Annotated in this window: 18 protein-coding genes, 3 tRNA genes and 1 pseudogene; 12 read left to right on the top strand and 10 right to left on the bottom strand. The window is 66.7% G+C overall.

Annotated elements, in window-relative coordinates; genetic code table 11:
• The first annotated feature begins 63 nt into the window (after positions 1–63).
• Positions 64–948, top strand: a complete 885-nt coding sequence (locus tag CA237_RS03120; protein ID WP_066687794.1) for a diacylglycerol kinase family protein — start codon at positions 64–66, stop codon at positions 946–948.
• A gap of 223 nt (positions 949–1,171) precedes the next feature.
• On the opposite strand, the gene CA237_RS03115 is transcribed toward CA237_RS03120, so the two are convergent.
• Genes CA237_RS03115 through CA237_RS03100 form a run of 4 tightly spaced genes read right to left on the bottom strand, consistent with a single transcriptional unit; the run spans position 1,172 to position 6,732 of the window.
• Positions 1,172–3,847, bottom strand: coding sequence for a valine--tRNA ligase (locus CA237_RS03115; RefSeq protein ID WP_066687780.1), 2,676 nt, complete (start codon positions 3,845–3,847; stop codon positions 1,172–1,174).
• Positions 3,848–3,907: 60 nt separating this feature from the next.
• A complete protein-coding gene (locus tag CA237_RS03110; protein ID WP_232307835.1) occupies positions 3,908–4,462 on the bottom strand; it encodes a DUF2497 domain-containing protein in 555 nt (184 codons plus the stop codon).
• Positions 4,463–4,481: 19 nt separating this feature from the next.
• The gene (locus CA237_RS03105; protein ID WP_126012748.1) at positions 4,482–6,053 is read right to left on the bottom strand and encodes a TolC family outer membrane protein; all 1,572 of its coding nucleotides are present in this window, start codon (positions 6,051–6,053) and stop codon (positions 4,482–4,484) included.
• 7 nt (positions 6,054–6,060) lie between these two features.
• Positions 6,061–6,732, bottom strand: a complete 672-nt coding sequence (locus tag CA237_RS03100; protein ID WP_126012745.1) for a protein-L-isoaspartate O-methyltransferase — start codon at positions 6,730–6,732, stop codon at positions 6,061–6,063.
• Positions 6,733–6,901: 169 nt separating this feature from the next.
• Between CA237_RS03100 and CA237_RS03095 the strand changes: the two genes are divergently transcribed.
• A tRNA-Cys gene (locus CA237_RS03095) sits at positions 6,902–6,975 on the top strand.
• Positions 6,976–7,060: 85 nt separating this feature from the next.
• Here the strand turns inward: CA237_RS03095 and CA237_RS03090 are convergent.
• The 4 genes from CA237_RS03090 to CA237_RS03080 form a co-directional block, all read right to left on the bottom strand.
• The gene (locus tag CA237_RS03090; RefSeq protein ID WP_126012742.1) at positions 7,061–8,656 is read right to left on the bottom strand and encodes an isocitrate lyase; all 1,596 of its coding nucleotides are present in this window, start codon (positions 8,654–8,656) and stop codon (positions 7,061–7,063) included.
• Between the two features lie 111 nt (positions 8,657–8,767).
• Entirely contained in the window at positions 8,768–8,923 is a 156-nt protein-coding gene (locus tag CA237_RS19540) for a hypothetical protein (protein ID WP_164523815.1), read from the bottom strand.
• 158 nt (positions 8,924–9,081) lie between these two features.
• On the bottom strand, positions 9,082–10,272 hold the full coding sequence (locus CA237_RS03085) for a zinc-dependent alcohol dehydrogenase (protein ID WP_126012738.1): 1,191 nt from the start codon (positions 10,270–10,272) through the stop codon (positions 9,082–9,084).
• 10 nt (positions 10,273–10,282) lie between these two features.
• Positions 10,283–10,855 carry an SRPBCC family protein gene (locus CA237_RS03080; protein WP_126012735.1) on the bottom strand — a complete coding sequence of 191 codons (573 nt, stop codon included), beginning with the start codon at positions 10,853–10,855 and terminating at the stop codon, positions 10,283–10,285.
• 190 nt (positions 10,856–11,045) lie between these two features.
• On the opposite strand from CA237_RS03080, the gene cysS reads away from it, so the two are divergent.
• The 3 genes from cysS to CA237_RS03065 all read left to right on the top strand — a co-directional run bounded on the left by cysS (position 11,046) and on the right by CA237_RS03065 (position 14,565).
• The gene (gene cysS, locus CA237_RS03075; RefSeq protein ID WP_126012732.1) at positions 11,046–12,485 is read left to right on the top strand and encodes a cysteine--tRNA ligase; all 1,440 of its coding nucleotides are present in this window, start codon (positions 11,046–11,048) and stop codon (positions 12,483–12,485) included.
• A 167-nt stretch (positions 12,486–12,652) separates the two neighbouring features.
• The gene (locus CA237_RS03070) at positions 12,653–13,093 is read left to right on the top strand and encodes a TM2 domain-containing protein (RefSeq protein ID WP_066687759.1); all 441 of its coding nucleotides are present in this window, start codon (positions 12,653–12,655) and stop codon (positions 13,091–13,093) included.
• 98 nt (positions 13,094–13,191) lie between these two features.
• Positions 13,192–14,565, top strand: coding sequence for a 3-deoxy-7-phosphoheptulonate synthase class II (locus CA237_RS03065; protein ID WP_066688108.1), 1,374 nt, complete (start codon positions 13,192–13,194; stop codon positions 14,563–14,565).
• Between the two features lie 166 nt (positions 14,566–14,731).
• Here CA237_RS03065 and paoC read toward each other — a convergent pair.
• Both paoC and mutL read right to left on the bottom strand, forming a co-directional pair.
• A pseudogene (paoC, locus tag CA237_RS03055) lies at positions 14,732–16,909 on the bottom strand (aldehyde oxidoreductase molybdenum-binding subunit PaoC).
• A gap of 11 nt (positions 16,910–16,920) precedes the next feature.
• On the bottom strand, positions 16,921–18,696 hold the full coding sequence (mutL, locus tag CA237_RS03050) for a DNA mismatch repair endonuclease MutL (RefSeq protein WP_066687748.1): 1,776 nt from the start codon (positions 18,694–18,696) through the stop codon (positions 16,921–16,923).
• A 140-nt stretch (positions 18,697–18,836) separates the two neighbouring features.
• Here mutL and CA237_RS03045 point away from each other — a divergent pair, with 140 nt between their 5' ends.
• The 7 genes from CA237_RS03045 (at position 18,837) to CA237_RS03015 (ending at position 24,735) form a co-directional block, all read left to right on the top strand.
• A complete protein-coding gene (locus CA237_RS03045) occupies positions 18,837–19,877 on the top strand; it encodes a rod shape-determining protein (RefSeq protein WP_055756338.1) in 1,041 nt (346 codons plus the stop codon).
• Positions 19,878–19,894: 17 nt separating this feature from the next.
• Positions 19,895–20,794 (top strand): rod shape-determining protein MreC, encoded by a 900-nt coding sequence (mreC, locus tag CA237_RS03040; RefSeq protein WP_066687745.1) that lies wholly within the window; start codon positions 19,895–19,897, stop codon positions 20,792–20,794.
• Positions 20,791–21,291 (top strand): rod shape-determining protein MreD, encoded by a 501-nt coding sequence (mreD, locus tag CA237_RS03035; RefSeq protein ID WP_066687742.1) that lies wholly within the window; start codon positions 20,791–20,793, stop codon positions 21,289–21,291. The genes mreC and mreD overlap by 4 nt, the downstream gene beginning before the upstream one ends.
• Positions 21,288–23,324 carry a penicillin-binding protein 2 gene (mrdA, locus tag CA237_RS03030; protein ID WP_126012729.1) on the top strand — a complete coding sequence of 679 codons (2,037 nt, stop codon included), beginning with the start codon at positions 21,288–21,290 and terminating at the stop codon, positions 23,322–23,324. Before mreD ends, mrdA begins: the two co-directional genes overlap by 4 nt.
• Positions 23,321–24,457, top strand: a complete 1,137-nt coding sequence (gene rodA, locus CA237_RS03025; protein WP_066687738.1) for a rod shape-determining protein RodA — start codon at positions 23,321–23,323, stop codon at positions 24,455–24,457. The genes mrdA and rodA overlap by 4 nt, the downstream gene beginning before the upstream one ends.
• A 112-nt stretch (positions 24,458–24,569) precedes the next feature.
• Positions 24,570–24,645, top strand: a tRNA-Lys gene (locus CA237_RS03020).
• Between the two features lie 14 nt (positions 24,646–24,659).
• Positions 24,660–24,735: transfer RNA gene (locus CA237_RS03015), tRNA-Lys, on the top strand.
• Positions 24,736–24,850: the final 115 nt, after the last annotated feature.

The raw sequence follows: 24,850 nt of genomic DNA, 5'->3' as shown, positions 1-24,850 counted from the left end.
GCGTCCGGGCGATCAACCCAAAGTCGCGTGGGTCCATTTTCGTTACGGAACGTTACCGACGCCATGAACCGCATCCGCACCGCCGCCATGATCGTCAACGCCCGGTCACGCAGCGGGCAGGACCAGTTCGCCCAGGCGTGCCACGCCTTGCAGGGCGCCGCGTTCGAGGTCGACGCCCATGCCGTCGAAGACCCCGATCAGCTCGTCCCGACGCTGAAGCGCGCGCTGGAGCGCAAGCCGGACATGGTGATCCTGGGCGGGGGTGACGGGACGATCAGCAGCCTGGTCGACTATCTGCTGGGGCACGACGTCGTTCTTGGCGTGCTGCCGCTCGGCACCGCCAACAGCTTCTGCCGGACGCTCGGTATCCCGCTCGACATTCCGGGTGCAGTGGAGGTGCTGAAGACAGGCCGGCCGCGCCGCATCGACCTCGGCATGATCGACGGCGATTACTTCGCCAATTGCGCCGCAATCGGCCTGTCGCCGCAGATCGCCAAGACCGTACCGCATGGCGTCAAGAAGCTGTTCGGGCGGGTCGGCTATCTCGCCTGGGCCTCGCTGCAATTCGCGAAGTTCCATCCGTTTGAGCTGATCGTCGGCCAGGGTGCTAGCGCCAAGCGGATGATGGCGACCGAGGTTCGCATCTCGAACGGGCGCTTTCATGGCGGCACCGAACTGGTCGAGGAAGCGCGGTTGGACAGCGGAGAGATCATCGTTCAGGTCGTGTGCGGCAAGGGCAAGCGCAGCTTGGCCCGCAACTGGGCGGCCGGCTTCTTCCGGCTCGACTCCCGCCGGGTGGATACCGTGACGTTCCACGGCCAGTCGCTCCGGATCGAGACCAACCCGCCGCTGCCGATCTCAATCGATGGCGAGGTGCTGGCGAAGACGCCGGTCATGGCGAAGATCGCGGCGGGGATCATCGAGGTGATGGCGCCGGTCGAAGAGTGACGTCGTCCCCGCGCAGGCGGGGACCCATAAGCGCTGACGCCAGCGATGGAACCGAACCGTCGCGTTTATGGATTCCCGCATTCGCGGGAATGACGAGCGGGTCGCCAACAAAAACCCCGTCATTCCGGCGAAGGCCGGAATCCATTGTGTCGGGCGCTCACGGCAGAAACGCCGCCGTCACCCCATCCATGGATTCCGGCCTCCGCCGGAATGACGAAGCACCTTAGCCCAGCCGCCCCAGCGCCGCGTGCAACCGTGCCGCCTCGGTCATCTTGTCGGCATGGTCCGCCCGCGCCTTTTCGACCGCTTCGGGCTTGGCGCGCTCGACGAAGCTCGCATTGCCCAGCCGCCCGGCGAGCGCATCGCGCTCCTTCTCCGCCGCCGCGATCGCCTTGGTCAGGCGGGCGCGTTCCGCATCGAGATCGATAACGTCGCCCAGCGGCAGGACGAAGGTCGCTTCGTCAACTACGATCTGCAACGCGCCACCGGCCGGCGCATCGCCCGCAACCGCATCGACCCGCGCTAGCCGCGCCAGCACCGCACCCTGTCGCGCCAACCGCTCGGCCGTCTCGCCCGAAGCATCGCGAACATGCAGCGACAGGCGCGCGCCCGGCGGCACGTTCAGCTCGGTCCGCGCCGCGCGGATTTCGCTCACCAGCCGGACCAGCCAGTCGATCTCCTCGCGTGCCGCCGGATCGATCGCCCGCGCATCCGCCATGGGCCAGCGGGCGACGAGCAGGTCGTTCGACCGTGCCCCAAGCGCGTGCCACAATTCTTCGGTGATGAACGGCATGAACGGGTGGAGCATGACCAATATCTGGTCGAGCACCCAACCGGCGACCGCGCGCGTTTCCTCGCCGCTCTCGGCCCCACCCTGCAACACCGGCTTGATCAGTTCGAGATACCAGTCGCAGAACCGGCTCCACGTGAACTGGTAGATCGTGTTCGCCGCACCGTCGAAGCGCAGATCGGCGAGCGCGAGGTCCAGCGCCTGCACCGTCTCGATCGTCTCGGCGATGATCCAGCGATTGACCGCCAGCTCGGCCCGGGGCGGCTCGATCGTCGTTGATGCGCCGATGCCGTTGGCCTGCGCAAAACGGGTCGCGTTCCACAGCTTCGTCGCGAAGTTGCGATAGCCCTCGACCCGCTTCTCATCCATCTTGATGTCGCGGCCCTGGCTCTCCATCGCCGCCATGAAGAAGCGCAGCGCGTCGGCGCCATAGCGATCGATCAGCCCGAGCGGATCGACGGTGTTGCCCTTCGACTTCGACATCTTGGCGCCATCGGCGGCACGGACGAGCCCGTGGAGGTACAGCGTCTTGAACGGCACCTCCTTCATGAAGTGGATGCCCTGCATCAACATCCGCGCGTCCCAGAAGAACAGGATGTCGAAGCCCGAAATCAGCACGTCGTTGCTGTAGCGCCCGCCAAGCGTCGGGTCGGTGTTCTCCGGCCAGCCTAGGGTCGCGAAGGGCCACAGCGCAGACGAGAACCAGGTGTCGAGGACGTCCTCGTCCTGCTTGAGCGCAACGCCTTCGCCCGCCTCGGCCTGCGCCGCTTCATAGGTCTCGGCGACGAACACCCGACCGTCATCGGCGAACCACGCGGGTATGCGATGCCCCCACCACAGCTGGCGCGACACGCACCAAGGCTGGATATTCTCCATCCAGTTGAAATAGGTCTTTTCCCACGATTTCGGCACGATCTTGACCGCGCCCGACCGCACCGCCTCGATCGCCGGCTGGGCCAACGTCTTGGCATCGACATACCATTGGTCGGTCAGCCACGGCTCGATCACCACGCCCGAACGGTCGCCGAACGGAGTCTGGATCGTGCGTGGCTCGGCGTCGTGTTCGGCGCCGTCCTTGTCGACATGCGGGATCAGGACGCCTTCGTCCTTCAGCCGCGCGACGACCGCCTTGCGCGCGTCGGCGGTCGACAGGCCGAGGAACGCGTCGGGGATCAGGCCGTCCGCGGTCTGGACGATGCGCGCCTTGGCATCGAGCATGTTGAGCATGTCGCGGGCCTCGAAGCCCGCGCGGCGGCCGACCTCGAAATCGTTGAAGTCATGGCCCGGCGTAATCTTCACCGCGCCCGACCCGAGCTCGGGGTCGGCATGTTCGTCGGCGAGGATCGGGATCAGGCGACCGGTGATCGGCAGGCGCACCTGCTTGCCGATCAGTGCGGTATACCGCGCGTCGTCGGGATGCACCGCGACCGCCATGTCGGCCAGCATCGTTTCGGGCCGCGTCGTCGCGACCTCAATGAAGCCTGATCCGTCGGCGAGCGGATAGCGCAGGCGCCAGAAGCTCCCTCTGACCTCGCGCGTCTCCACCTCGAGATCGCTGATCGCGGTGCCGAGGCCCGGGTCCCAGTTGACCAGCCGCTTGTCGCGATAAAGCAGGCCCTGCCGATGCAGCTCGACGAAGACCTTGAGCACGGCCTTCGAAAAGCCCTCGTCCATGGTGAAGCGTTCGTTGGCCCAATCCATCGAACAGCCCAGGCGCCGCAACTGCCCCGTGATCTGCCCGCCGCTTTCGGCCTTCCAGTCCCAGACCTTTTCGATGAAGGCGTCACGCGTGAAGTCGGTGCGCTTCTGCCCGGCCGCGTTCATCTGGCGTTCGACGACCATCTGCGTCGCGATGCCGGCATGGTCGGTGCCGACGACCCAGCGCGCGTCCTTGCCCTGCAACCGGGCATGACGGACCAGAATATCCTGCAGCGTATTGTCGAGCGCGTGGCCGATATGCAGGCTGCCCGTCACGTTGGGCGGCGGATTGACGATGGTCCACGGCGTCGCGTTCGGACGCTCGGGGCGGAACAGGCCGCATTGTTCCCAATGGGCATACCAGCGCGCTTCGATGGCGGCGGGGTCGAAAGTCTTGGGCAGTTCGCTCATGCACCGCCGCATGGCGCGGATGCGGCGGCGTTGCAAGAGAGTGGGGGCAAGAGAGCGGCGTTACTCGCGCCCGCTGATCCGGGCGATCTCGCGCGCGACCATCGATTCGACGATGCCGGGCAGCTGCGCATCGAGCCATTCGCGCAGCATCGGTCTGAGCATCTCGCGCACCAGCCCTTCGAGCGAATCGGAACCTGGCGTTTCCGGCTTCACGACCAGCCGCGACAGCTGGTCGAGCGCACCGCGGCTCGCCTCGGCGGCACGTTCCGACACGATCGACGGATCGACCTTCGGCGCGGGCGCGGCGGCGACGGGTTCGGGCTCCGGTTCGGGTGCACGGGCACGCTCGACACGCGGCGGTTCGGCGCGCATCGCCTCTGCCCGCATCGCGTCGACCCGCGACGGCGGAGGCGGCGGCGCGGCGACGCTCTGGTTCAGTTCCAGCACCTCGTCGCGGTCGTCGATGTCGCGGACCTGCTGCGCAGTCCGAATCGATTTGCGCCCGCGCAACGCCTGGGCCGATCCTTCGCCCTCTTCGGCGATGATCCGCTTGATCGAGGACAGGATGTCCTCCATCGACGTTTCGTTGCTGATATCGCCCATCGCAACCCTCATCTCTATCGCCTCTGAACGCTTAGCTGTCGGGGTTGGCGCGCGGCGTGTCAACGCCCTGCGTGGCGCGCGGGGCGCCGCCCTGCCGATTGGGGGCATCGATGCCCTGGGTCGGGGTGTACGGATTGGGGCTGCGCTGCAGCGACGGATCGAGTTCGCGGGTGACGACCGGGGTCTGCGCCGGGCTGTTCACCGTGCTGGGCGCGATCGGCACCGGCGCGGGATCGCCGCTCCAGTCCCAGATATTGTTGCGCACCCGGCTGTAATTGACCGTCGGATCGTAGAGCGCGCCACCGTCGAGGCCCAGATCGCGTGCCTCGGCCTTGCCCATCGCCGCCAGCAGCGCGAAGCCCGCGACATAGGCGTCGCGCCGGGCCGACACCAGCTGGACCTGCGAATTGAGCAGTTCCTGTTCGGCGTTCAGGATGTCAAGGATCGTGCGCGTGCCCACGCTGTTCTCGGCGCGAACGCCCTCCAGCGACAGGCGGTTCGCCGCGACCTGCACTTCCGACGACTGGATCACGCGCAGCGCCGACTGCCACGCGGCGAAGGCCGAGCGGGCGTCGGAAACGACGGTACGTTCGACCTGCGTCACCTGTTCGATCGCGGCGCCTTCCAGCGCCTGCGCCCGGCGAATCTGGGCGCTCGGACGGCCGCTCTGCCACAGCGGCAGGCTCATCTGCACGCCGACCTGCGCCTGACCGCCGTCCTGCTGCAACACGATGCCGTTCACCGACTCAGCCGATCCGAGGAAGCTGGTATAGCCGCCGCCACCGACCGCGCTGATCGTCGGCAGCCGGCTGGCGCGCGCCACGCTGACGTCGAACCCGGCGGCATCGCTGGTACGACGCGCGGCGATCAGCGCGGGATTGTTCGCAACCGCCACCCCGACCGCCGCATTGGGATCGACCGGCAGGTTGGGGAGCACCGGCGGCGTGTCGAGCGTCGCGGCCGGCGAACCGGTGGTCGCGACATAGTTTTCGCGGCTGCGGATCAGCGACGCTTCGGCATTGCGCAACTGCGCCTGCGCCGATGCCAGCCGTGCCTCCGACTGCGCAACGTCGGTGCGGGTCAGGTCGCCGACCTGGAACCGGTCCTTCGATGCCTGGAGGTTCACTTCCAGCACGCGGACATTCTGCTGGTTCAGCCGGACGATCGCTTCGTCGCGGATGACGTCATTATAGGCGGCGACGACCAGCGTGAAGACATTCGCCTCGGTGCTGCGCAGGTTGGCACGGCCGGCATCGACCCGCGCATCGGCGGCGCGGACATTGTTGCGCACCGACCCGCCGGCGAACAGCGACTGCGATACCTGCACCTGCACGGTGCCCTGGCGTGGGGCCTGGGTGAAGCCGCGGCTTGCCGGGGTGATGACGTTCTCGATCACCGAGCTCTGGGTCGTGACCTGCGGCAGGCCCTGCGAGCGCGCCAGCGGTACGCCCTCGTCGGTCGCGCGCAGGTTCGCCCGCGCGCCGGTCAGCTGCGGGTTGGTGGCATAGGCCCGCGCCAATGCCTCGCGCAGCGTTTCCGCATTCGCCGGGCCGGTCAGCAGCGCCAGCGCCGCGACTCCGGTAATGAACTTCCCCCCCCGCATATGTCCCTTACCTTGCGAACTGAAATGTCTTGGGCTTGGCGAAACCGGGCAGCTCGACGCAGCCGAGATCGGCAAAATCGACCAGCCCGAAACCGCCCTCGGTGCGACGGCCCAGCGCCAGGCGGGTCACGCCGCGATCGACGATGCCGGTGGTCAGCCGCCCGCCGGGGGCCAGCTGCGTGACGATCGCGTCGGGAACCGACTCCACGGCGCCGTCGATGACGACGACGTCATAGGGTGCACCCTGCGCCCAACCGGCATTGAGCGGTCCTTCGACCACCTCCACCGTCGCGTCCGCGATCGCGTCGCGCGCGGCGGCGGCCAGCGCGGCATCCTCCTCCAGCGCCACGACCGAACCGGCCAGCCGGGCGAGCACGGCGGCGGCATAGCCCATGGCGGCCCCGACCAGCAGCACGCGGTCGGTCGGCTGCACTTCGGCGGCGGTCAGCAGGCGACCGGTAATCAGCGGCGGGTTGATCGCGCGGTCGCCACTGAGCGGCAGCGGTGCGTCGCGATAGGCGACCTCCGCCTGCGCGGGCGGCACGAAGCCTTCGCGTGGCACCTCGCCCATCGCACTGACGACGCGCACGTCGCTGACGGCGCTGGTACGCAACTGGCTGACGACCATCGCATGGCGCATCGCATCGAAATCGGGACGGGTCGGGATCGAATCGGTCATGGTGCAATCCTGTCGCACAACTGTTTTAGCCGCGCAACACACATCGCGCGATCGCCGCTGTCTATCGCGACCGACGCCCGCCGCCAAGGATACCTGCGGGGATAATTTACATTCCGGCAGTTGACACCGGCGCGCGCGCCCCGCAAATGCCCGCCTCCCACCGTATCGAGGCGCGATGGCGGAGTGGTGACGCAGAGGACTGCAAATCCTTGCACCCGGGTTCGATTCCCGGTCGCGCCTCCAACGATGGTAATTTCCTGACATTGCCGGAAATTACAACGGGGCCACGGCATCGCCGCAGCCCCGCGCAATCTTGTTCGCGTCCCGCTCAGGCGGCGAACTGATTCATCGTATTGCGCGCGCCGCCCGCCTTCAGCGCCGCCTCTCCGGCGAAATATTCCTTATGGTCGTCGCCGATATCCGACCCGCTCATATTCTGATGCTTCACGCAGGCGATACCCTGTCGGATTTCCTGGCGCTGCACCCCCTTCACATAACCAAGCATCGCCGCATCGCCGAAATAGTCGCGCGCCAGATTATCGGTGCTGAGCGCCGCCGTGTGGTAGGTCGGCAGGGTGATGAGGTGGTGGAAGATGCCGGCGCGCGCGCTCGCGTCCCGCTGGAAGGTACGGATCTTCTCGTCGGCCTCCTGCGCCAGTTCCGACGCGTCATAGTCGACACTCATCAGCTTCGCCCGGTCATAGCCCGACACGTCGCGCCCTTCCTCGACCCAGCGGTCGTACACCTGCTGGCGGAAATTCAGCGTCCAGTTGAAGCTGGGCGAATTATTGTAGACCAGCTTGGCGTTCGGCACGACGGCACGGATGCGGTCGACCATCGATGCGATCTGTTCGATATGCGGCTTCTCGGTCTCGATCCACAGCAGGTCGGCGCCATTCTGGAGCGAAGTGATGCAGTCCAGCACGCAGCGATCCGCACCGGTCCCCTCGCGGAACTGGAACAGGTTCGACGCCAGTCGCTTCGGCCGCACCAATTGCCCGTCGCGCTCGATCACCACATCGCCGCACAGCGCGGAAACGTCACCGACCGGCTCGCAATCGAGGAAGGCATTATACTGGTCGCCCAGATCGCCCTTCGCGGTCGAATAGGCGATCTGCTTGGTCAGCCCGGCGCCCAGCGAATCGGTCCGGGTAACGATGATGCCGTCCTCGACGCCCAGTTCGAGGAAGGCGTAGCGACAGGCGCGGACCTTCGCGAGAAAATCCTCGTGCGGCACGGTGACCTTGCCGTCCTGATGGCCGCACTGCTTTTCGTCGCTGACCTGGTTTTCGATCTGCAACGCGCAGGCGCCGGCCTCGATCATCTTCCTGGCGAGCAGGTAGGTCGCCTCGGCGTTGCCGAAGCCCGCGTCGATATCGGCGATAATCGGCACGACATGGGTTTCATACTGGTCGATCGCATTGCTCAGCCGCTGCGCCTCGACGGCATTGCCCTCGGCCCGCGCCCCGTCGAGGTCGCGGAACAGCATCCCCAACTCGCGCGCATCGGCCTGTTTCAGGAAGGTGTAGAGTTCGGCGATCAGCGCGGGCACGCTCGTCTTCTCATGCATCGACTGGTCGGGCAGCGGACCGAACTCGCTGCGCAGGGCCGCGACCATCCAGCCCGACAGATAGAGGTAGCGCCCCTTGGTCGTGCCGAAATGCTTCTTGATCGAGATGATCTTCTGTTGCGCGATGAAGCCGTGCCAGCACCCCAGCGACTGGGTGTAGGCCCCCGGATCGGCATCATAGGCCGCCATGTCGCGCCGCATGATCCCGGCGGTGTAGCGGGCGATGTCGAGGCCGGTCAGGAACCGGTTCTGCAACCGCATCCGCGCGACGGCGTCTGCATCGATGCCGTCCCACGTGCCGCGATGCTGCTGGATCAGCGATGCGGCACGCGCCGCCTGTTCTTGATAGGTCATGGTCGGTCCTTCTGTACGGACGGCACGGGGCGACCACCGGCGACGAAGCGGTCGCGCCGGCGGGGCGTGGTCGGGATGGTGGACGATGCGCGGTGCCAGCCCGCGCGGTGCTCAGCTTAGTCGGCCGAGGCGATGGTAGAGGTTGGAGAATTTCGACGACCGCGGCTCTTCCGCAATCTGCCGGACATAGGCGCCGACGGCTTCCTTCAGCAGGCCGAAATCCTCGGTCGAGAAAACCGCGCGGCTGCGTTGCGGTTCGTTGGTCATGCGTCACACCCTTTCGCGGGTGGCGAACCATTCGCCACCGATGTCAGGTAAGGAACATGATAGGATGACCCGCGTAAACGCACCGAATGCCCGGAACAGTGTCGCGACGTCGTCGCGAACCGCTCCGGGCATTGTCAGTTTGTCACGATTTTACAAATTCAGGACTCTGCCCGCTCCCAGTCGGGTTTGAGCACGACCTTGGTGCAGCGGTTCTGCTCGTCATGGAATTTCCGATACCCCTCCGGCGCATCCTCCAGCGCCATCCGGTCGGAGATCATGAAGGTCGTGTCGATCTTGTCCTCCATGATCGCGCTGAGCAATCCCGGCAGGTAGCGCTGGACATGGGTCTGCCCGGTCTTCAGCGTCAGCCCCTTCTCCATGATCGATCCGAACGGGAATTTGTCGATCAGCCCGCCATAGACACCGGGCACCGAGACGCGCCCGCCCTTGCGACAAGCGACGATCGCCTGCCTGAGCGCATGCGGTCGGTCGGTGCCAAGAAAGGTCGATGCCTTGAGTTGGTCGACGATATTGTCGACGAACATGCCGTGACTTTCGAGGCCGACGCTGTCGATCACCGCGTCGGGTCCGATCCCGCCGGTCATCGTCATGAGCGCGTCGTAGATGTCGGTTTCCTCGAAATTAAGGACCTCGGCCCCCAACCCCTTGGCCAGCGCCAGCCGGTGCGGAAAATGATCGATCGCGATGACGCGGTGTGCGCCCATCAGCAACGCCGACTGGATCGCGAACAGCCCGACCGGGCCACAGCCCCACACCGCGACGATATCGCCGTCCTCGATATCTGCATTTTCCGCCGCCATCCATCCGGTCGGCAGGATGTCGGACAGGAACAGTACCTTCTCGTCCTCGATACCATCGGGGATCACGATCGGCCCGACATCGCTGAACGGCACGCGGACATATTCCGCCTGTCCCCCCGGATAGCCGCCGGTCATGTGGCTGTAGCCGAACAGCGCCGATCCGACCTGCCCCCACAATTCCTGAGCAATGTCCTGATTGTCGGCCGGATTGCCGTTGTCGCAGCCCGAATATTGCTGCTTCGAACAATGATAACAGCTGCCGCACGCGATCACGAAGGGCACGACGACGCGCTGCCCCTTCTTCAACGTCGATTTGGGACCGGTTTCGACCACCTCGCCCATGAATTCATGGCCGAGAATGTCGCCCGCCTTCATCGTCGGGATATAGCCGTCGTACAGGTGAAGGTCCGACCCGCAGATCGCGGTCGAGGTGATCTTAATGATCGCATCGCGCGGGTTGATGATCTCGGGATCGGGAACAGTATCGACGCGGACGTCGTGCTTGCCGTGCCAGGTAAGTGCGCGCATCGCCGGCTCCTTATGATTTGGGTTCGCGATTGGGGGGCGTGGTCGTCGCGATCTCGCCGGTTTCCATCAGCTGCTTGAACCGGCGCAGGTCGCGCCGCGCCTGAATCGCCGGTTCCTGCTGCGTCACCTTGGCGACCAGCTTGCCGACGATGCCCGCGGGCAGGGAATAGGCGATCATCGCCGTAACCACCGTCCCCCGCGCGGGGCCGGCGTCCGCGAAGGAAACCCAGCCGCTGTTCGGCACGTCGGCCTCTTCGGCACGCCAGCCGATGCGCTGGTCCGGCACATCCTCGGTCACGACGGCGTCCCATTCGTAGGTACCGTTGGGACCGGCCACGCGCCAATGCGATCGCTCGCGGTCGATGACGTCGATGCCCTCGACATTCAGCATGAAGCTGGCAAGGTTCTCGAAGTCCCGCCAATAGGCGTAGAGTTCGGATGCGGGCCGGTTGATCGTGACCGCGACGCCGGAAACCGACGATTCGCCCTCCGGCGCCGCGTGCCCGCGTTCCTCCCGGTCTTTCGATGTGAAGGCGGGTCCGTCGTCCCGCTCGACGTCGCCGGGCAGTTCGGCTTGGGCCATGGCGATGCTCTCCCGTCCGCCGGGCCAGTGGCCCGACTGGTTGATCCATGATAAGCTATTGATCGAACATTATTTTCTGTTCGAAGTAGCCCCAACCTACGGGTCCACCCGCTGTTCCATGGGCGACCGCGCTTTTCGCCGCGAACAGCCCGGATTTGCAGACGGGCCGCATCGCGCTACACGCCGCGCCATGCACGGTGCCCCGCTCACGCTCCACAATTCGCTGACGCGCAGTACGCAGCGTTTCGAACCGCTCGATCCGACCAAGGGCGTCCGCGTCTATTCGTGCGGGCCGACGGTCTACAACTATGCCCATATCGGCAATCTGCGTGCCTATGTGTTCACCGACACGTTGAGCCGGGTGCTGCGATGGAAGGGCTATCCGCTCACCCATGTCATCAACATCACGGATGTCGGCCATCTGACGTCCGACGCCGATGCTGGCGATGACAAGATGGAAGCGGCGGCCAAGGCCCGCGCCCAGTCGATCTGGGACATCGCCGCCCATTATACGCAGGCGTTCAAGGGCAATCTGCGCGACCTGAACATCGACGACCCGACCCGCTGGTCGGTCGCGACCGACCATATCGCGGAGATGATCGCCTTCGCCGAACGCATCGCGCCGGAGCATTGCTACGAAATCGACAGCGGCCTGTATTTCGACAGCACCACCGTTCCCCATTACGGCGCACTCGCCGGCGGACAGGACGATGCCGGCGAAGGCCGCATCGATCCCGTCGCCGGCAAGCGCCATCCGCAGGATTTCGCGATCTGGCGCAAGACTCCGGCGGGCGAGAGCCGCCAGATGGAATGGGATTCGCCGTGGGGGAAGGGTGCGCCCGGCTGGCACCTCGAATGCTCGGTCATGAGCATCAAATATCTCGGCGCGCCTTTCGACATCCACACCGGCGGCATCGACCACCGCGAAATCCACCACCCCAACGAAATCGCCCAGAACCAAGCCTATTGCGGCTGTGCCGACAGTGGTGCCGCCTTCTGGATGCACAACAACTTCCTTGTCGAACGATCGGGCAAGATGTCGAAGTCGAAGGGCGACTTCACCACGCTCCAGACGCTGATCGACAACGGCGTGCATCCGCTCGCCTACCGGCTGATGTGCCTGTCGGCGCAGTATCGCTCGGAACTGGAATTTTCGGCCGACAATCTGCTCGCGGCGCTGACGCGGTTGAAGCGACTGGTGATGACCGTCGCCGCGCTGCGGTCCCGCGCGAGCGGCGAAGGCGACGCGGCCAAGGCGGCGGCCTATCGCGAGCGGCTCGATGCGGCTGTGTCCGACGACCTCAACACCCCGCGCGCGCTGCCGGTGCTCGACGAATTGCTGGCGGACAAGAAGCTGACGCCCGCCGACCGCCTCGCCGCGCTCGCCGACTTCGACGCGGTGCTCGGGCTCGGCCTCGCCACCCTCGACCGCGCCGACCTGCGCGTCCGCCCGGCCGATGCTACGATCGACGCTGCGACGATCGAGGCGCGGCTGGCCGACCGCAAGGAAGCCCGTGCTGCCAAGGATTTCGCCGCGAGCGACGCGATCCGCGACGAACTGATGGCGGCGGGGGTCGAGGTCATGGACGGCGACCCGCTCGGCTGGGATTGGCGCCCGACGCTGGCCTAGCCGCCCCTCACCCCGGCCTTGAGCCGGGGTAACGCTTCTTCCTCTACGGGCGGTAGGACGCGCGCCGGGATCATATACCGGCCGGCGGTTCACCAACCTGCCCGAACCCCTTGCTCCCGGCCCCGCTTCGCCTTCATACCCCTGCCCGCGAATCATCGGGGGTCGATATGCGGGGACAGGTGCTGGGCGTTGATCGGAACGGACGCGAAGGGCGTATCGCCGGCGACGATGGACAGCGTTACTGGTTCGAACCCGACGACTGGTCCGACCGGATCGGCCCGGCAGTCGGCGCGCAGGTGGATTTCGAGGTCTCGAACGGTCGCGCGCTGCGCATCTACCATGTGCCGGGCACCGTCGCGCCGCGCCCCGCCCCCGATCCGGCCCGCCGGCGTCCGCGCAAGGACAAGGTCGCGGCCGTGCTGTTCGCCTTCTTCCTCGGCACGCTCGGCGTCCACCGCTTCTATCTCGGTCGCACGGGGTCGGGCATCGTCATGCTGCTGCTCAGCTGCACGCTGGTCGGGCTTTTCGTCACCGGGCCGTGGGCGCTGATCGACGCGATCCGCTACCTCGTCATGGACCATGAGGAATTCCAGCATCGCTATGGCTGATCGAAGCGGTCGATCGGGGCGATGAACCTTTCCTTCATTGCGCGAACGGTCCGTTTCGCGCATGGGAATTGCCCGAACCGACTTGGATGGAATGTGACATGGCCGCAATCTGGGCCCCCGACAGCTGGAAATCCGCCGAAGCGCGCCAGCTCCCGACCTATCCCGACGCACAGGCGCTCGATGCCGCGACCGCGCAGCTCGCCAGCTATCCGCCGCTCGTCTTTGCCGGCGAAGCGCGCAACCTGACCGCCGAACTGGCGCAGGTGGCGGAGGGGAAGGCGTTCCTGCTGCAGGGTGGCGATTGCGCCGAGAGCTTTGCCGAATTCCATCCGAATTACATCCGCGACACCTTCCGCGTCATCCTCCAGATGGCGGTGGTGCTGACCTTCGCGTCGAAGCTGCCGACGGTGAAGGTCGGGCGCATGGCTGGACAGTTCGCCAAGCCGCGCTCGGCCGATACCGAAACGGTCGATGGCGTCGAACTGCCCAGCTATCGCGGCGACAATATCAACGACATCGCCTTCACCGCCGAAGGCCGCGTGCCCGATCCGCAACGGATGATCCGCGCCTATTCGCAGGCGGCGGCGACGCTCAACCTGCTGCGCGCCTTCGCGACCGGCGGCTATGCGAACCTGCATCAGGTGCATCGCTGGACCCATGACTTCATGGGCCGGTCGCCTTGGGCCAAGAAATATGCCGATGTCGCCGACCGTATCGGCGAGGCGCTCGACTTCATGGCGGCATGCGGCATCGATGCCGACAGCGTGCCGCAGCTGAAGGCGACCAGCTTCTACACCAGCCACGAAGCGCTGCTGCTGCCCTACGAGCAGGCGCTGACCCGGCAGGATTCACTGACCGGCGACTGGTACGACACCTCGGCGCATTTCCTGTGGATCGGCGACCGCACCCGCTTCGACGGATCGGCGCATGTCGAATTCCTGCGCGGCATCGGCAATCCGATCGGCATCAAGTGCGGCCCGACGCTCGAGCCGGACGCGCTGCTGCGCATGCTCGACACGCTCAACCCGAACCGCATCGCCGGACGGATGACGTTGATTACGCGCTATGGTCACGACAAGATCGAAGCCGGACTGCCCAAGCTGGTCCGCGCGGTGCAGCGCGAAGGGCACAAGGTCGTGTGGTCGTGCGACCCGATGCACGGCAACACGGTGAAGGCGACGACCGGCTACAAGACGCGGCCGTTCGACCGCATCCTTGCCGAAGTGCGCGGCTTCTTTGCCGTGCACCGTGCGGAAGGCAGCCATGCCGGCGGCATCCATGCCGAAATGACCGGGCAGAACGTCACCGAATGCACCGGCGGCGCGATCGCGGTCACCGAACAGGCGCTGGCCGATCGCTATCACACCCACTGCGACCCGCGCCTCAACGCCGGGCAGAGCCTCGAACTGGCATTTCTGCTGGCCGAGATGCTCAACGACGAGATGGCGGAGCGCCGCAAGGTAGCGGCGTAACCCCACCGTCATCCCGGCCTGTTTCAGGCTGACGAGAGCGACCGGTTTCGGCCTCTCCTTCGTCATTCCCGCGAAGGCGGGAATCCATTGCCGCTACCGTTTCGGCTTAGAACGAACTGCTGGCGCGTATGGATTCCCGCCTTCGCGGGAATGACGGACAATAGATTTACTCCAACCCCACCAACACCTTGTCGACGGTAATCGGATACTCCCGAACCCTCACCCCACAGGCATTGTACACCGCGTTCGCGACCGCCGCGCCGACGCCGCAAATGCCCAGCTCGCCCGCGCCCTTCGCCTTCATCGGCGACGAATAAGGGTCTGTCTCGTCAAGGAACACGACTTCCTGATGCGGAATATCGGCATGGGTCGGGACATGATATTCGGCGAGGTCGTGATTGATGAACCCGCCCAGCCGCGGATCGACGACCAGTTCCTCGGTCAACGCCGCGCCCACGCCCATCGTCATCGCGCCCAATATCTGGCTGCGTGCTGCCTTCGGGTTCAGTATGCGTCCGGCGGCAAAAACGCCCAGCATCCGGCGGACGCGAACCTCCGCGGTATCGGCGTCGACGCCGACCTCGACGAAATGCGCGCCGAAGGTCGCCTGCACGAACTTCTTCGTCAGGTCGCCGAACTCGATCCGGTCCTCAACCTCGATTCCCGCACCGCCCGCCGCCTCGCCCAGCGCGACCGACTGGTTGCCCGACCACACCCGGCCCTCGGCGAAGCGCGCCGTCGCGGGGTGGAACCCGACCGCCTCGGCGATCCGGTCGCGTAGCCCCACGCAGGCGGCGTAGACCCCCGCCGTCGAGCTGTTCGCACCAAACTGCCCCCCCGACCCCGCGGACACCGGGAAGCTCGATTCGCCCAGCCGGACCGTCACCTGATCCAGCTCGACGCCCAGCATCTCGGCGGCGGTCTGCGCCAGGATCGTATAGCTGCCGGTGCCGATATCGGTCATGTCGGTCGTGACCGTCACCCGGCCATCGCCGGCAATCCCGACCCGCGCCGCCGACTTCAACACCATGTTGCCGCGATACGCCGCCGCCATGCCCACGCCCACCAGCCAGCGCCCCTCACGTCGCCGGCCCGGAACCGGATTACGCTCGCGCCATCCGAAACGCTCTGCCCCCTCGCGCAGGCACCCGATCAGATCGCGGTGCGAAAAGCGGCGCTCGGGCTTTTCCGGGTCGACCTGCGTATCGTTCAGCACGCGCAGTTCGACCGGGTCGATCGCCAGCTTTTCGGCAAGCTCGTCCATCGCCGCTTCGATCGCCATCATCCCGACAGCCTCGCCCGGCGCCCGCATCGCGCTGGATTCGGGCAGGTTCAGCTCGGCGAGCCATTCGACCACCCGACGATTCGGCGCGGCATAGAGCTGCCGCGTCTGCGCGCCGGCACCCTCCGGACTGCCGCCGGGCAGATCGCCCGACCAGCTTTCATGCGCGATCGCCTGCAACCGCCCGTCTGCCGCCGCGCCCAGCCGCAGTCGCTGGATCGTCGACGACCGGTGCGTGGTGTTGTTGAACATTTGTGGCCGGGACAGCACAACCTTGACCGGCCGCCCAACCTGCCGCGCGGCGACGGCAGCCAACACCGCATCGGCACGGACCCACAGCTTACCGCCGAAGCCGCCACCGACATGATGCGCGACGATCCGCACCTTGTCCTTCGGCATCTTCAATATTTTCGCCATGTCGCGTGCCGCCCAGTCGACCATCTGGTTCGCGGTCCACAGCGTCAGCGCGTCACCCTCCCACGCCGCGATCGACGCGTAAGGCTCCATCATCGCGTGGGCATGATCGGGCGTGGTGTAGGTCGCATCGACCTGCACCGGCGCATCGGCAAAGGCACGGTCGAAATCGCCATGTCCGTTCGACCGGAACGGCTTGTCCGCCCCGCGCGCGGCCGCGTCCGCCAGATCGAAGGCACCGTCCGCCGCCGAATAGTCGACCTGTACCAGCTTCGAAGCCGCGCGTGCCGCCTCGAAACTTTCGGCCACTACCTAAGCCACCGCCTGGCCGAGTTGATCGACCTGCGGCCCGGCAAGCATCGGCACCTTGTGATCCTCGCCGATACCCAGCGGCCCGGCATTCTCGTGTGTCACCACCGCCAGCACGCCCGGCGCTGCCAAGGCGTCCGCCGCGTCGATCGACACGATTCGCCCGGTCGCGATCGTCGTGCCGACGACCACGCCATAGACCTGCCCCGCCACCGCGAACTCGGCGGCATAGGTTGCCCGTCCGCTGACCTTCAACGGCCCTTCGATCCGATCGGTCGGCCGTCCCAGCACCCGCATCGCATCGGTCGGGTTGGCGCCGGCGGCTTCGGTGAACTTCATGGCGCTACTTCCTATTTCCGTCCGAACAGCTTCTCGATATCGCCATGCGCCAGTTTGATCCACGTCGGTCGACCATGGTTGCACTGGCCCGAATGCGGCGTGACCTCCATCTCGCGCAGCAGGGCGTTCATCTCGACCACCGACAACACCCGCCCGGCGCGAACCGATCCATGACACGCCATGGTCGCCGCGACATGGTCGATCCGCTCTTTCAGCGACAGCGCGGCATCATGCGCGCGGATTTCGTCGGCAAGGTCGGTGACGAGGCCGATGACGTCGCCCTGCCCCAGCATCGCCGGCACGGCACGCACCAGCATCGCGCGCGGGCCGAACCGTTCCACCTCCAGTCCGAATTCGGCGAGTTCCTCCGCCTTGTCCTCCAGCGCGTCGCACGCGATCTCGTCCAGCTCGACCACTTCGGGGATCAGCAGCGCCTGCCGTGCCACGCCGCCCGTCGCCATTGCCGCCCGCATCCGCTCCAGCACCAGCCGTTCGTGCGCGGCATGCTGGTCGACCAGCACCAGCCCGTCCTCGGCCTCCGCCACGATATAGCTTCGCGCGACCTGCCCGCGCGCCGCGCCCAGCGGAAATTCCGTCGAGGCCGGCGGAGGCTCGACGGCCACCTCAGCGCGCGCCTGGGGCGGCGGCGCGAAGAACGTCGGACGCTTGTCGTGAAAGGCGAAGCCCGGGGACACGCTCGTCTCGGCAAGCGGCGGCAACGGCATTGCCGGGGCCGTCACCGGCGCCACCGGCTCGGTCGTCCATGCCGCCATCGCATCGGCGGCGGGACGCTGCACCGCGCGAAACCCCGCCTCGTCGAGTGCGCGCCGCAAGCCACCGACGATCAGCCCGCGCGCCGCCGCCGGATCGCGAAAGCGCACCTCGGTCTTGGCCGGATGGACGTTGACGTCGATAAGGTCGGGATCGACATCGAGGAACAGCGCGACCACCGCATGCCGGTCCCGCGCCAGCATTTCGGCATAGGCACCGCGCACCGCGCCCGACAGCAGGCGGTCCTTCACCGGCCTGCCATTGACGAACAGATATTGATGGTCCGCGACGCCCCGGTGGAAGGTCGGCAGCCCGGCGACGCCGCCCAGCCGCATCCCTTCGCGTTCCCAGTCGAGCCCGACCGAGTTCATCGCCAGCGCGCGATCGGTCAGCGCCGCGACGCGTTCCGGCCGCGATTCGCCCGCCTGCACGCCCAATATCCGGCGCCCGTCATGTTCGAGGGTGAAAGCGATATCGGGTCGCGCCATCGCCAGTCGCCGCACCTGATCGACACAGGCCGCGAATTCCGACCGGGGCGAGCGCAGGAACTTGCGCCGCGCCGGCACGCGGGCGAACAGCCCCTCGACCCGAATGCGCGTGCCCGGCGGGACCGCGGCGGGGCGATCCTCGACCACCTCACCATTGTCGACGGTGCGCAGCCACCCCTCCGCCCCGGCCGGGCGGCTCTCGATCGACAGGCACGCGACACTGGCAATCGACGGCAACGCTTCGCCGCGAAAACCCAACGTCGTGACCGCTTCGATCCGGTCGTCGGGCAGCTTGGAGGTCGCATGCCGTTCCAACGCGAGCGCCATGTCGGCCGGCCCCATGCCGCAGCCATCGTCGCTAACCTCGATCAAATCGATGCCCCCGCCCGCCAGGCGGACGAGGATGCGGCCGGCGCCGGCGTCGATCGCGTTCTCGACCAGTTCTTTCAGCGCGGAAGCGGGGCGTTCCACCACTTCTCCCGCAGCGATGCGGTTGACTAGATGCTCGGGCAGACGGCGTATTGACATGGGGGTCGCTCTAGCCCAAGCGGCGCCATCCCGCGACCCGCTTCCGCCATCTGGCAACCGACTGGAACCCCGGTCGGACGGGTCGAGGTACAAGCTGCGAACCGCCGCGTCGGGACACGCGGATAAGGACGGAAGTATCGATGGCCTTCTCGCGTTTCTTCAAGTTCATGTCGCATGATATGGCGATCGACCTCGGCACCGCCAATACGGTGGTGTACCTGCGGGGTCGCGGTGTCGTGCTGAACGAACCGTCGGTAGTGGCGGTCGAGACGCTGAACGGGGTCAAGCGGGTGAAGGCGGTCGGCGACGACGCCAAGCTGATGATGGGCAAGACCCCCGGCTCGATTGAGGCGATCCGCCCGATGCGCGACGGCGTCATCGCCGACCTCGACGTCGCCGAACAGATGATCAAGCACTTCATCCAGAAGGTGCATGGCCAGCGCCGCTTCATCCGCTGGCCGCAGATCGTGATCTGCGTGCCCTCGGGCTCGACCAGCGTCGAACGCCGCGCGATCCGTGACGCAGCCTCGAACGCCGGCGCATCGCAGGTCTGGCTGATCGAGGAACCGATGGCGGCCGCGATCGGTGCCGACATGCCGGTGACCGAACCGATCGGGTCGATGGTCGTCGACATCGGCGGCGGCACGACCGAAGTCGCCGTCCTGTCGCTGCGCGGCCTCGCCTATTCGACCTCGGTCCGGGTCGGCGGCGACAAGATGGACGAAGCGATCGTCAGCTATGTCCGCCGCAACCACAACCTGCTGATCGGCGAAGCCACGGCCGAGCGCATCAAGCAGGAAGTCGGCACGGCAAAGCCGCCGGCCGACGGCATCGGCACGCTGATCTACGTCAAGGGTCGCGACCTCGTGAACGGGGTGCCGAAGGAAATCCAGATCAACCAGGGCCAGATCGCCGAGGCGCTGTCCGAACCGGTCGCCGCGATCGTCGAGGGCGTCCGCATCGCGCTGGAAAACACCGCCCCCGAACTGGCCGCAGACATCGTCGACCAGGGTATCGTGCTGACCGGCGGCGGCGCGCTGCTGCAGGGTATCGACGAAGTGCTCCGCGACGAAACCGGCCTGCCGGTGACGGTCGCCGAAGACCCGCTGACCTGCGTCGCGCTCGGCACCGGTCGCGCGCTGGAGGATCCGATCTACAAGGGCGTCCTGCTCGCCGTCTGACATAGGGATTGGGGGGCATGGCGCCGCCACGCAACCACCGTCCGGGCTTTTCGCGGCGGGCGCAATATACGGTGTTCGCCGGGTACGTGCTGGCGGCAAGCGGCGCGCTCGTCGGGGCGATCCTGCTGCTGATCTCGATCATCGATCCCCGCGCCTTCTCCGCGCTGCGCGGGGCGATGCGGGAGGCGACGACCCCGATTTCCTCAGGCGCCGACTGGGTGTGGGACGGAGTGGCATCGGTGCCCGCAGGGATCGGCGACTATTTCGGCGCGGTGTCGGAGAACCGCCGTCTGCGCGCGCGGGAGGAGGCGACCCGCCGCTACCTGATGCAGGCGCGGCTGCTGAACCGCGAAAACGCCCGGCTGCGCACGCTCCTCGCCTTGCGCGACCGGTCGGCCGCTCCGGTGATTACCGCCCGTCTGGTCAACAGTTCGGCCAGCAGCACCCGCCGCTTCGCGACGCTTAACGCGGGGTCGCGACAGGGCGTGATGCGCGGACAGCCGGTGCGCGGACCCAACGGCCTGATCGGGCGCATCGTCGAAACCAGCCCCAACACCGCCAGCGTGCTGCTGATCATCGATCCCGAAAGCATCGTGCCGGTGCGTCGCACGCGCGACGGACTGTCGGCGATCGTCGCCGGCGTCGGCAACGGCATGGTCGAGGTCCGCACCGCCGGCGTCGTCAACGCGCCGCTGCTGGCCGGCGATGTCTTCGTCACCTCGGGCACCGGCGGCATCTATCCGCCGGGCGTGCCGGTCGCCCGCGTCTCGCGCAGCCAGCGCGATGTGGCACCCGCCCGTGTGTTCGCCGAACCCGACGGGCTGGATTTCGCACTGGTCGAGCGCGCGTTCCTGCCCGCACCGGTTCCCCGCCCGACCCCTAGCGCCACGCCGACCCCGACGCCCGCCGCCGAATGAAGCTGCTCGGCCCCGACGACGGTCGCGCCGAACGCGTGCTCACGCGCAAGGCGGTCGCGAGCATCCTCGCCGGTTCGCTCGTCACGCTGTTGCCGGTCGTCGCCACCGTGCCGTTCCTGCCGCCCTTCGGCCTGTTGATGTTCCTCGGCTGGCGGCTGCTTCGACCGGGCGCGCTGCCCGTCTGGGCGGCAGCACCGCTCGGCCTGTTCGACGACCTGGTGAGCGGCCAGCCGCTGGGCAGTGCGGTGCTGTTGTGGCAGCTTTGCTCGTTGATGCTCGATCTGGTCGATACCCGTCTCGTTACCCGCGATTTCTGGCAGGACTGGCTGCTCGCCGGCGGGTCGATCGCCCTCTGCCTCGTCGCCGGCCGAGCTTTTGCCACCCGGCTGTCGGCGCAGGTCGATACCGTGCTTTTGTTTCAGATCGTCGTATCGATAGCGTTGTTCCCGGCCGCCACAAGGCTATGTACCGCACTTGGTGGTAGCGAGGATGAATGAGCAGGATCGTCACCGAGGCCGCACAGGCTTTCAGCTTTTCCAGGCGCGCGATGGTGCTGGGCGGGGCGCAGGTGGCGGTGGGCGTCGTGCTGGCGGGGCGGATGGCATGGCTGTCGGTCGCCGAGAACGAGCGCTATAACCTCCTCGCCGAAAGCAACCGCGTCAACCTGACCATGATCCCGCCCCGCCGTGGGTGGATCATCGATCGCCACGGCGCGCCGATCGCCAACAATCGCACCGATTTCCGGGTCGACCTGATCCCCGACCGGCTGGAGGATCGCGACCGGGTGCTCGGCGAACTGCGGCAGTTGCTGGCACTGACGCCGGAGGACATGGCCCGCATCCAGACCGGCCTGAAGCGCGCCGGCAACTTCACCCCGGTCCAGGTCGCCGAGAATCTCGACTGGGAACGCTTCGCGGCGGTCAGCGTCCGCCTGCCCGAACTCCCCGGCGTCCAGCCTACCCGCGGTTTTTCGCGCAGCTATCCACCGGGCGCCGCGGTCGCGCATATCACCGGCTATGTCGGCGCTGCGACCGCCGAACAGTTCAAGGAAACCCGCGACCCGTTGATGGTCACACCGGGTTTCAAACTCGGCAAGGATGGCCTTGAAAAGACGCTGGAATCGCAGCTTCGCGGGACGGCGGGCGCCAAGCGCGTCGAGGTGACGGCGCGCGGCCAGATCGTGCGCGAACTCGACACGCGGCCCGACAAGCAGGGTAAGAATGTCCGCCTGACCATCGATCTCGGGCTACAGGAATATGCCGCCCGCCGGCTGGGGCCGAACTCCGGCTCGGCGGTGGTGATGGACGCGGTTACCGGCGACGTGCTGGCGATGGTGTCGATGCCCGCCTACGACCCCAACAGTTTTTCGGACGGGATCGGCCGGCTCGAATGGAAGATGCTGTCGGGCGACGACCATATCCCGCTGATGAACAAGACGCTGCAGGGGCTGTATCCGCCCGGATCGACGGTCAAGCCGATGCACGGCCTTGCCATCATGAAGGCCGGCGTCGATCCTCACCGCCGCGTCACCTGTTCGGGCGTGTTGCAGGTCGGCACCGGCCGCTTCCACTGCCACAAGCGTGGTGGCCATGGCCCGCTCGACCTGATCGGGGCGGTAGCACAGAGTTGCGATATCTATTTCTACACCATGGCCCGCGAACTGGGCTACGACGCGTTCGCGACCACCGTGCGACAGATGGGACTGGGGCAGAAATTCGAGCTTCCGTTCCAGTCGCAACGTTATGGCACCGTGCCAGACAGCGCGTGGAAGCTGCGGAAATATAAGCAGAAATGGACCGTCGCCGACTCGGTCAACGCGTCGATCGGGCAAGGCTATGTCCTGAGCAACCCGCTGCAGCTGGCGGTGATGGCTGCGCGACTGGCGCAGGGGCGCGAGGTCGTGCCGCGCCTGCTGCTCGATACCGCCCATAAGCCGGCGCCCTCGATGGGGATCGATCCGGAAATGCTGGCGACGGTGCACCGAGCGACCTGGGCGGTGGTCAATGGCGGCGGCACCGCCGGCCGATCGCGCTTTCAGGGGCTGCCGGAGGGCATCCAGCTGGCCGGCAAGACCGGCACCGCGCAGGTGCGTCGCATTACCATGGCGGAGCGTCGCACCGGTGTGCTGGGTGATAGCGCGATCCCGTTCCGGATGCGCGACCACTCGCTGTTCATCGGCTACGCCCCCGCCGCCGCGCCGCGCTACGCCGTATCGGTCGTGCTGGAGCATTCCGGCCATATCTATACCGCCGCGCCGATCGCCAGCGACATTCTCTCATGGCTGTTCGACCGTGACAAGGCGATGGCCCGGCTCGAACCGCTGGAGCGCGAATGGGGCGGCGACGTCCAGACCCGGATGGCGGCACAGTGGAAGGCGTTCGAGGCCGAACAGACCGCACCGGTCACCACCGTTCCCGCGACACCGGCCGATGTCGAGGGCGCGACGACCAACGTCGTCGACACCGCCGCCAACCAGAGCGCCCCCGACACCGCGGTGGCCCAATCCAACGTGACTGAACGGACCGAATGAAGCGCATCAACCAGACGACCTCGCACGGGCTGGGCTTCGTTCCGGCACCATTGGCGAAGCTGCCGTGGCGCGTCCTGTTCCTGTTGCTGGCGATCGGCGGGTTCGGGCTGGTCGTCCTCTTCTCGGCGGCTGGCGGCAGCGTACAGCCCTGGGCGTCGCGACAGGGGCTGGCCTTCGCCATCTTCCTGTTGGCGGCCATCGGCATTTCCCGCATCCGCATGAGCTTCTGGCAGGGGATCGCCCTGCCCGCCTATGCCGTCATCACCGTGATGCTGGTGCTGGTCGAACTGGTCGGCGCGGTGAAGGGCGGGTCGCAGCGCTGGCTCGACCTCGGCTTCATCCGGGTACAGCCATCGGAATTCATGAAGCCCGCCATCGTGCTGGCTCTGGCACGCTTCTACGACCTGTTGCCGGCGGGTGAGATACGTCGCTTCGGTGCGGTGTGGCCGGCGGCGGCGATGCTGGGAATCCCGGTCGTGCTGGTCATGCTTCAGCCCGACCTCGGCACCGCGCTGATGATTACCGCAGGCGGCCTGACGGTGATGTTCCTCGCCGGCCTGCCGCTTCGACTGTTCGTCGGCGGTGCGCTGGGCGTCGCCATCGCCGCGCCGCTCGCCTTCAACTTCCTGCTGCACGAATATCAGAAGAACCGCGTGCTGATCTTCCTCAACCCCGAAAGCGACCCGCTCGGCACCGGCTATCATATCAGCCAGTCGAAGATCGCGATCGGGTCGGGCGGCATCTTTGGCAAGGGGTTCCTGAACGGCACGCAGAGCCATCTCGACTATCTGCCCGAGGGGCATACCGACTTCGTGTTCGCGACCATGGCGGAGGAATGGGGGCTGGTCGGCGGCGTGCTGCTCATCACCGCCTTCATCCTGCTGGTGCGCTGGGGCGTCGGCGTCGGCGTCCGCGCGGAGGGGCGTTTCTCGAAGCTGGTCGCGGGCGGGCTCGCTACGACGATCTTCTTCTATGTCGCGATCAATCTCGGCATGGTCATGGGGCTGGCTCCGGTCGTCGGCATCCCCCTGCCGCTGGTCAGCTATGGCGGATCGGCCCAGATGACGGTGCTCGGCTGCATCGGCATCCTGATGGCGATCGACCGGGAGAATCGTGATCGCGTCCGGTTCTGACGCTATTTTTCGGAAATCTGAAAAATAGGGTTTGCGTGGGGCCAAAGGTTCGCTAAAGGCGCCGCTCCAACGGCGGATCGGCCAGCCCGGCCCGCCCCATCGCCCAGGCGACGGACGCATAGCTCAGTTGGTAGAGCAGCTGACTCTTAATCAGCGGGTCCTTGGTTCGAGCCCAAGTGCGTCCACCACCTGTCCAGCGAATGGACGCATAGCTCAGTTGGTAGAGCAGCTGACTCTTAATCAGCGGGTCCTTGGTTCGAGCCCAAGTGCGTCCACCATTCTCCCCAGACCGGCCGGAAGGGTCCTCCCCATCGTAGCAGAACGCCTGGCGCGTTTCGGCCGATCCTGCGCTCGACGCAGTGGCATTCACCCGTTGCGGCGCTGTTCCTGATC

Source organism: Sphingomonas sp. ABOLH, assembly GCF_003951715.1.
Classification (GTDB): domain Bacteria; phylum Pseudomonadota; class Alphaproteobacteria; order Sphingomonadales; family Sphingomonadaceae; genus Sphingomonas; species Sphingomonas hankookensis_A.
Note: the sequence above shows the minus strand (reverse complement) of the source record. Positions and strands in the feature narration are given on the sequence as shown.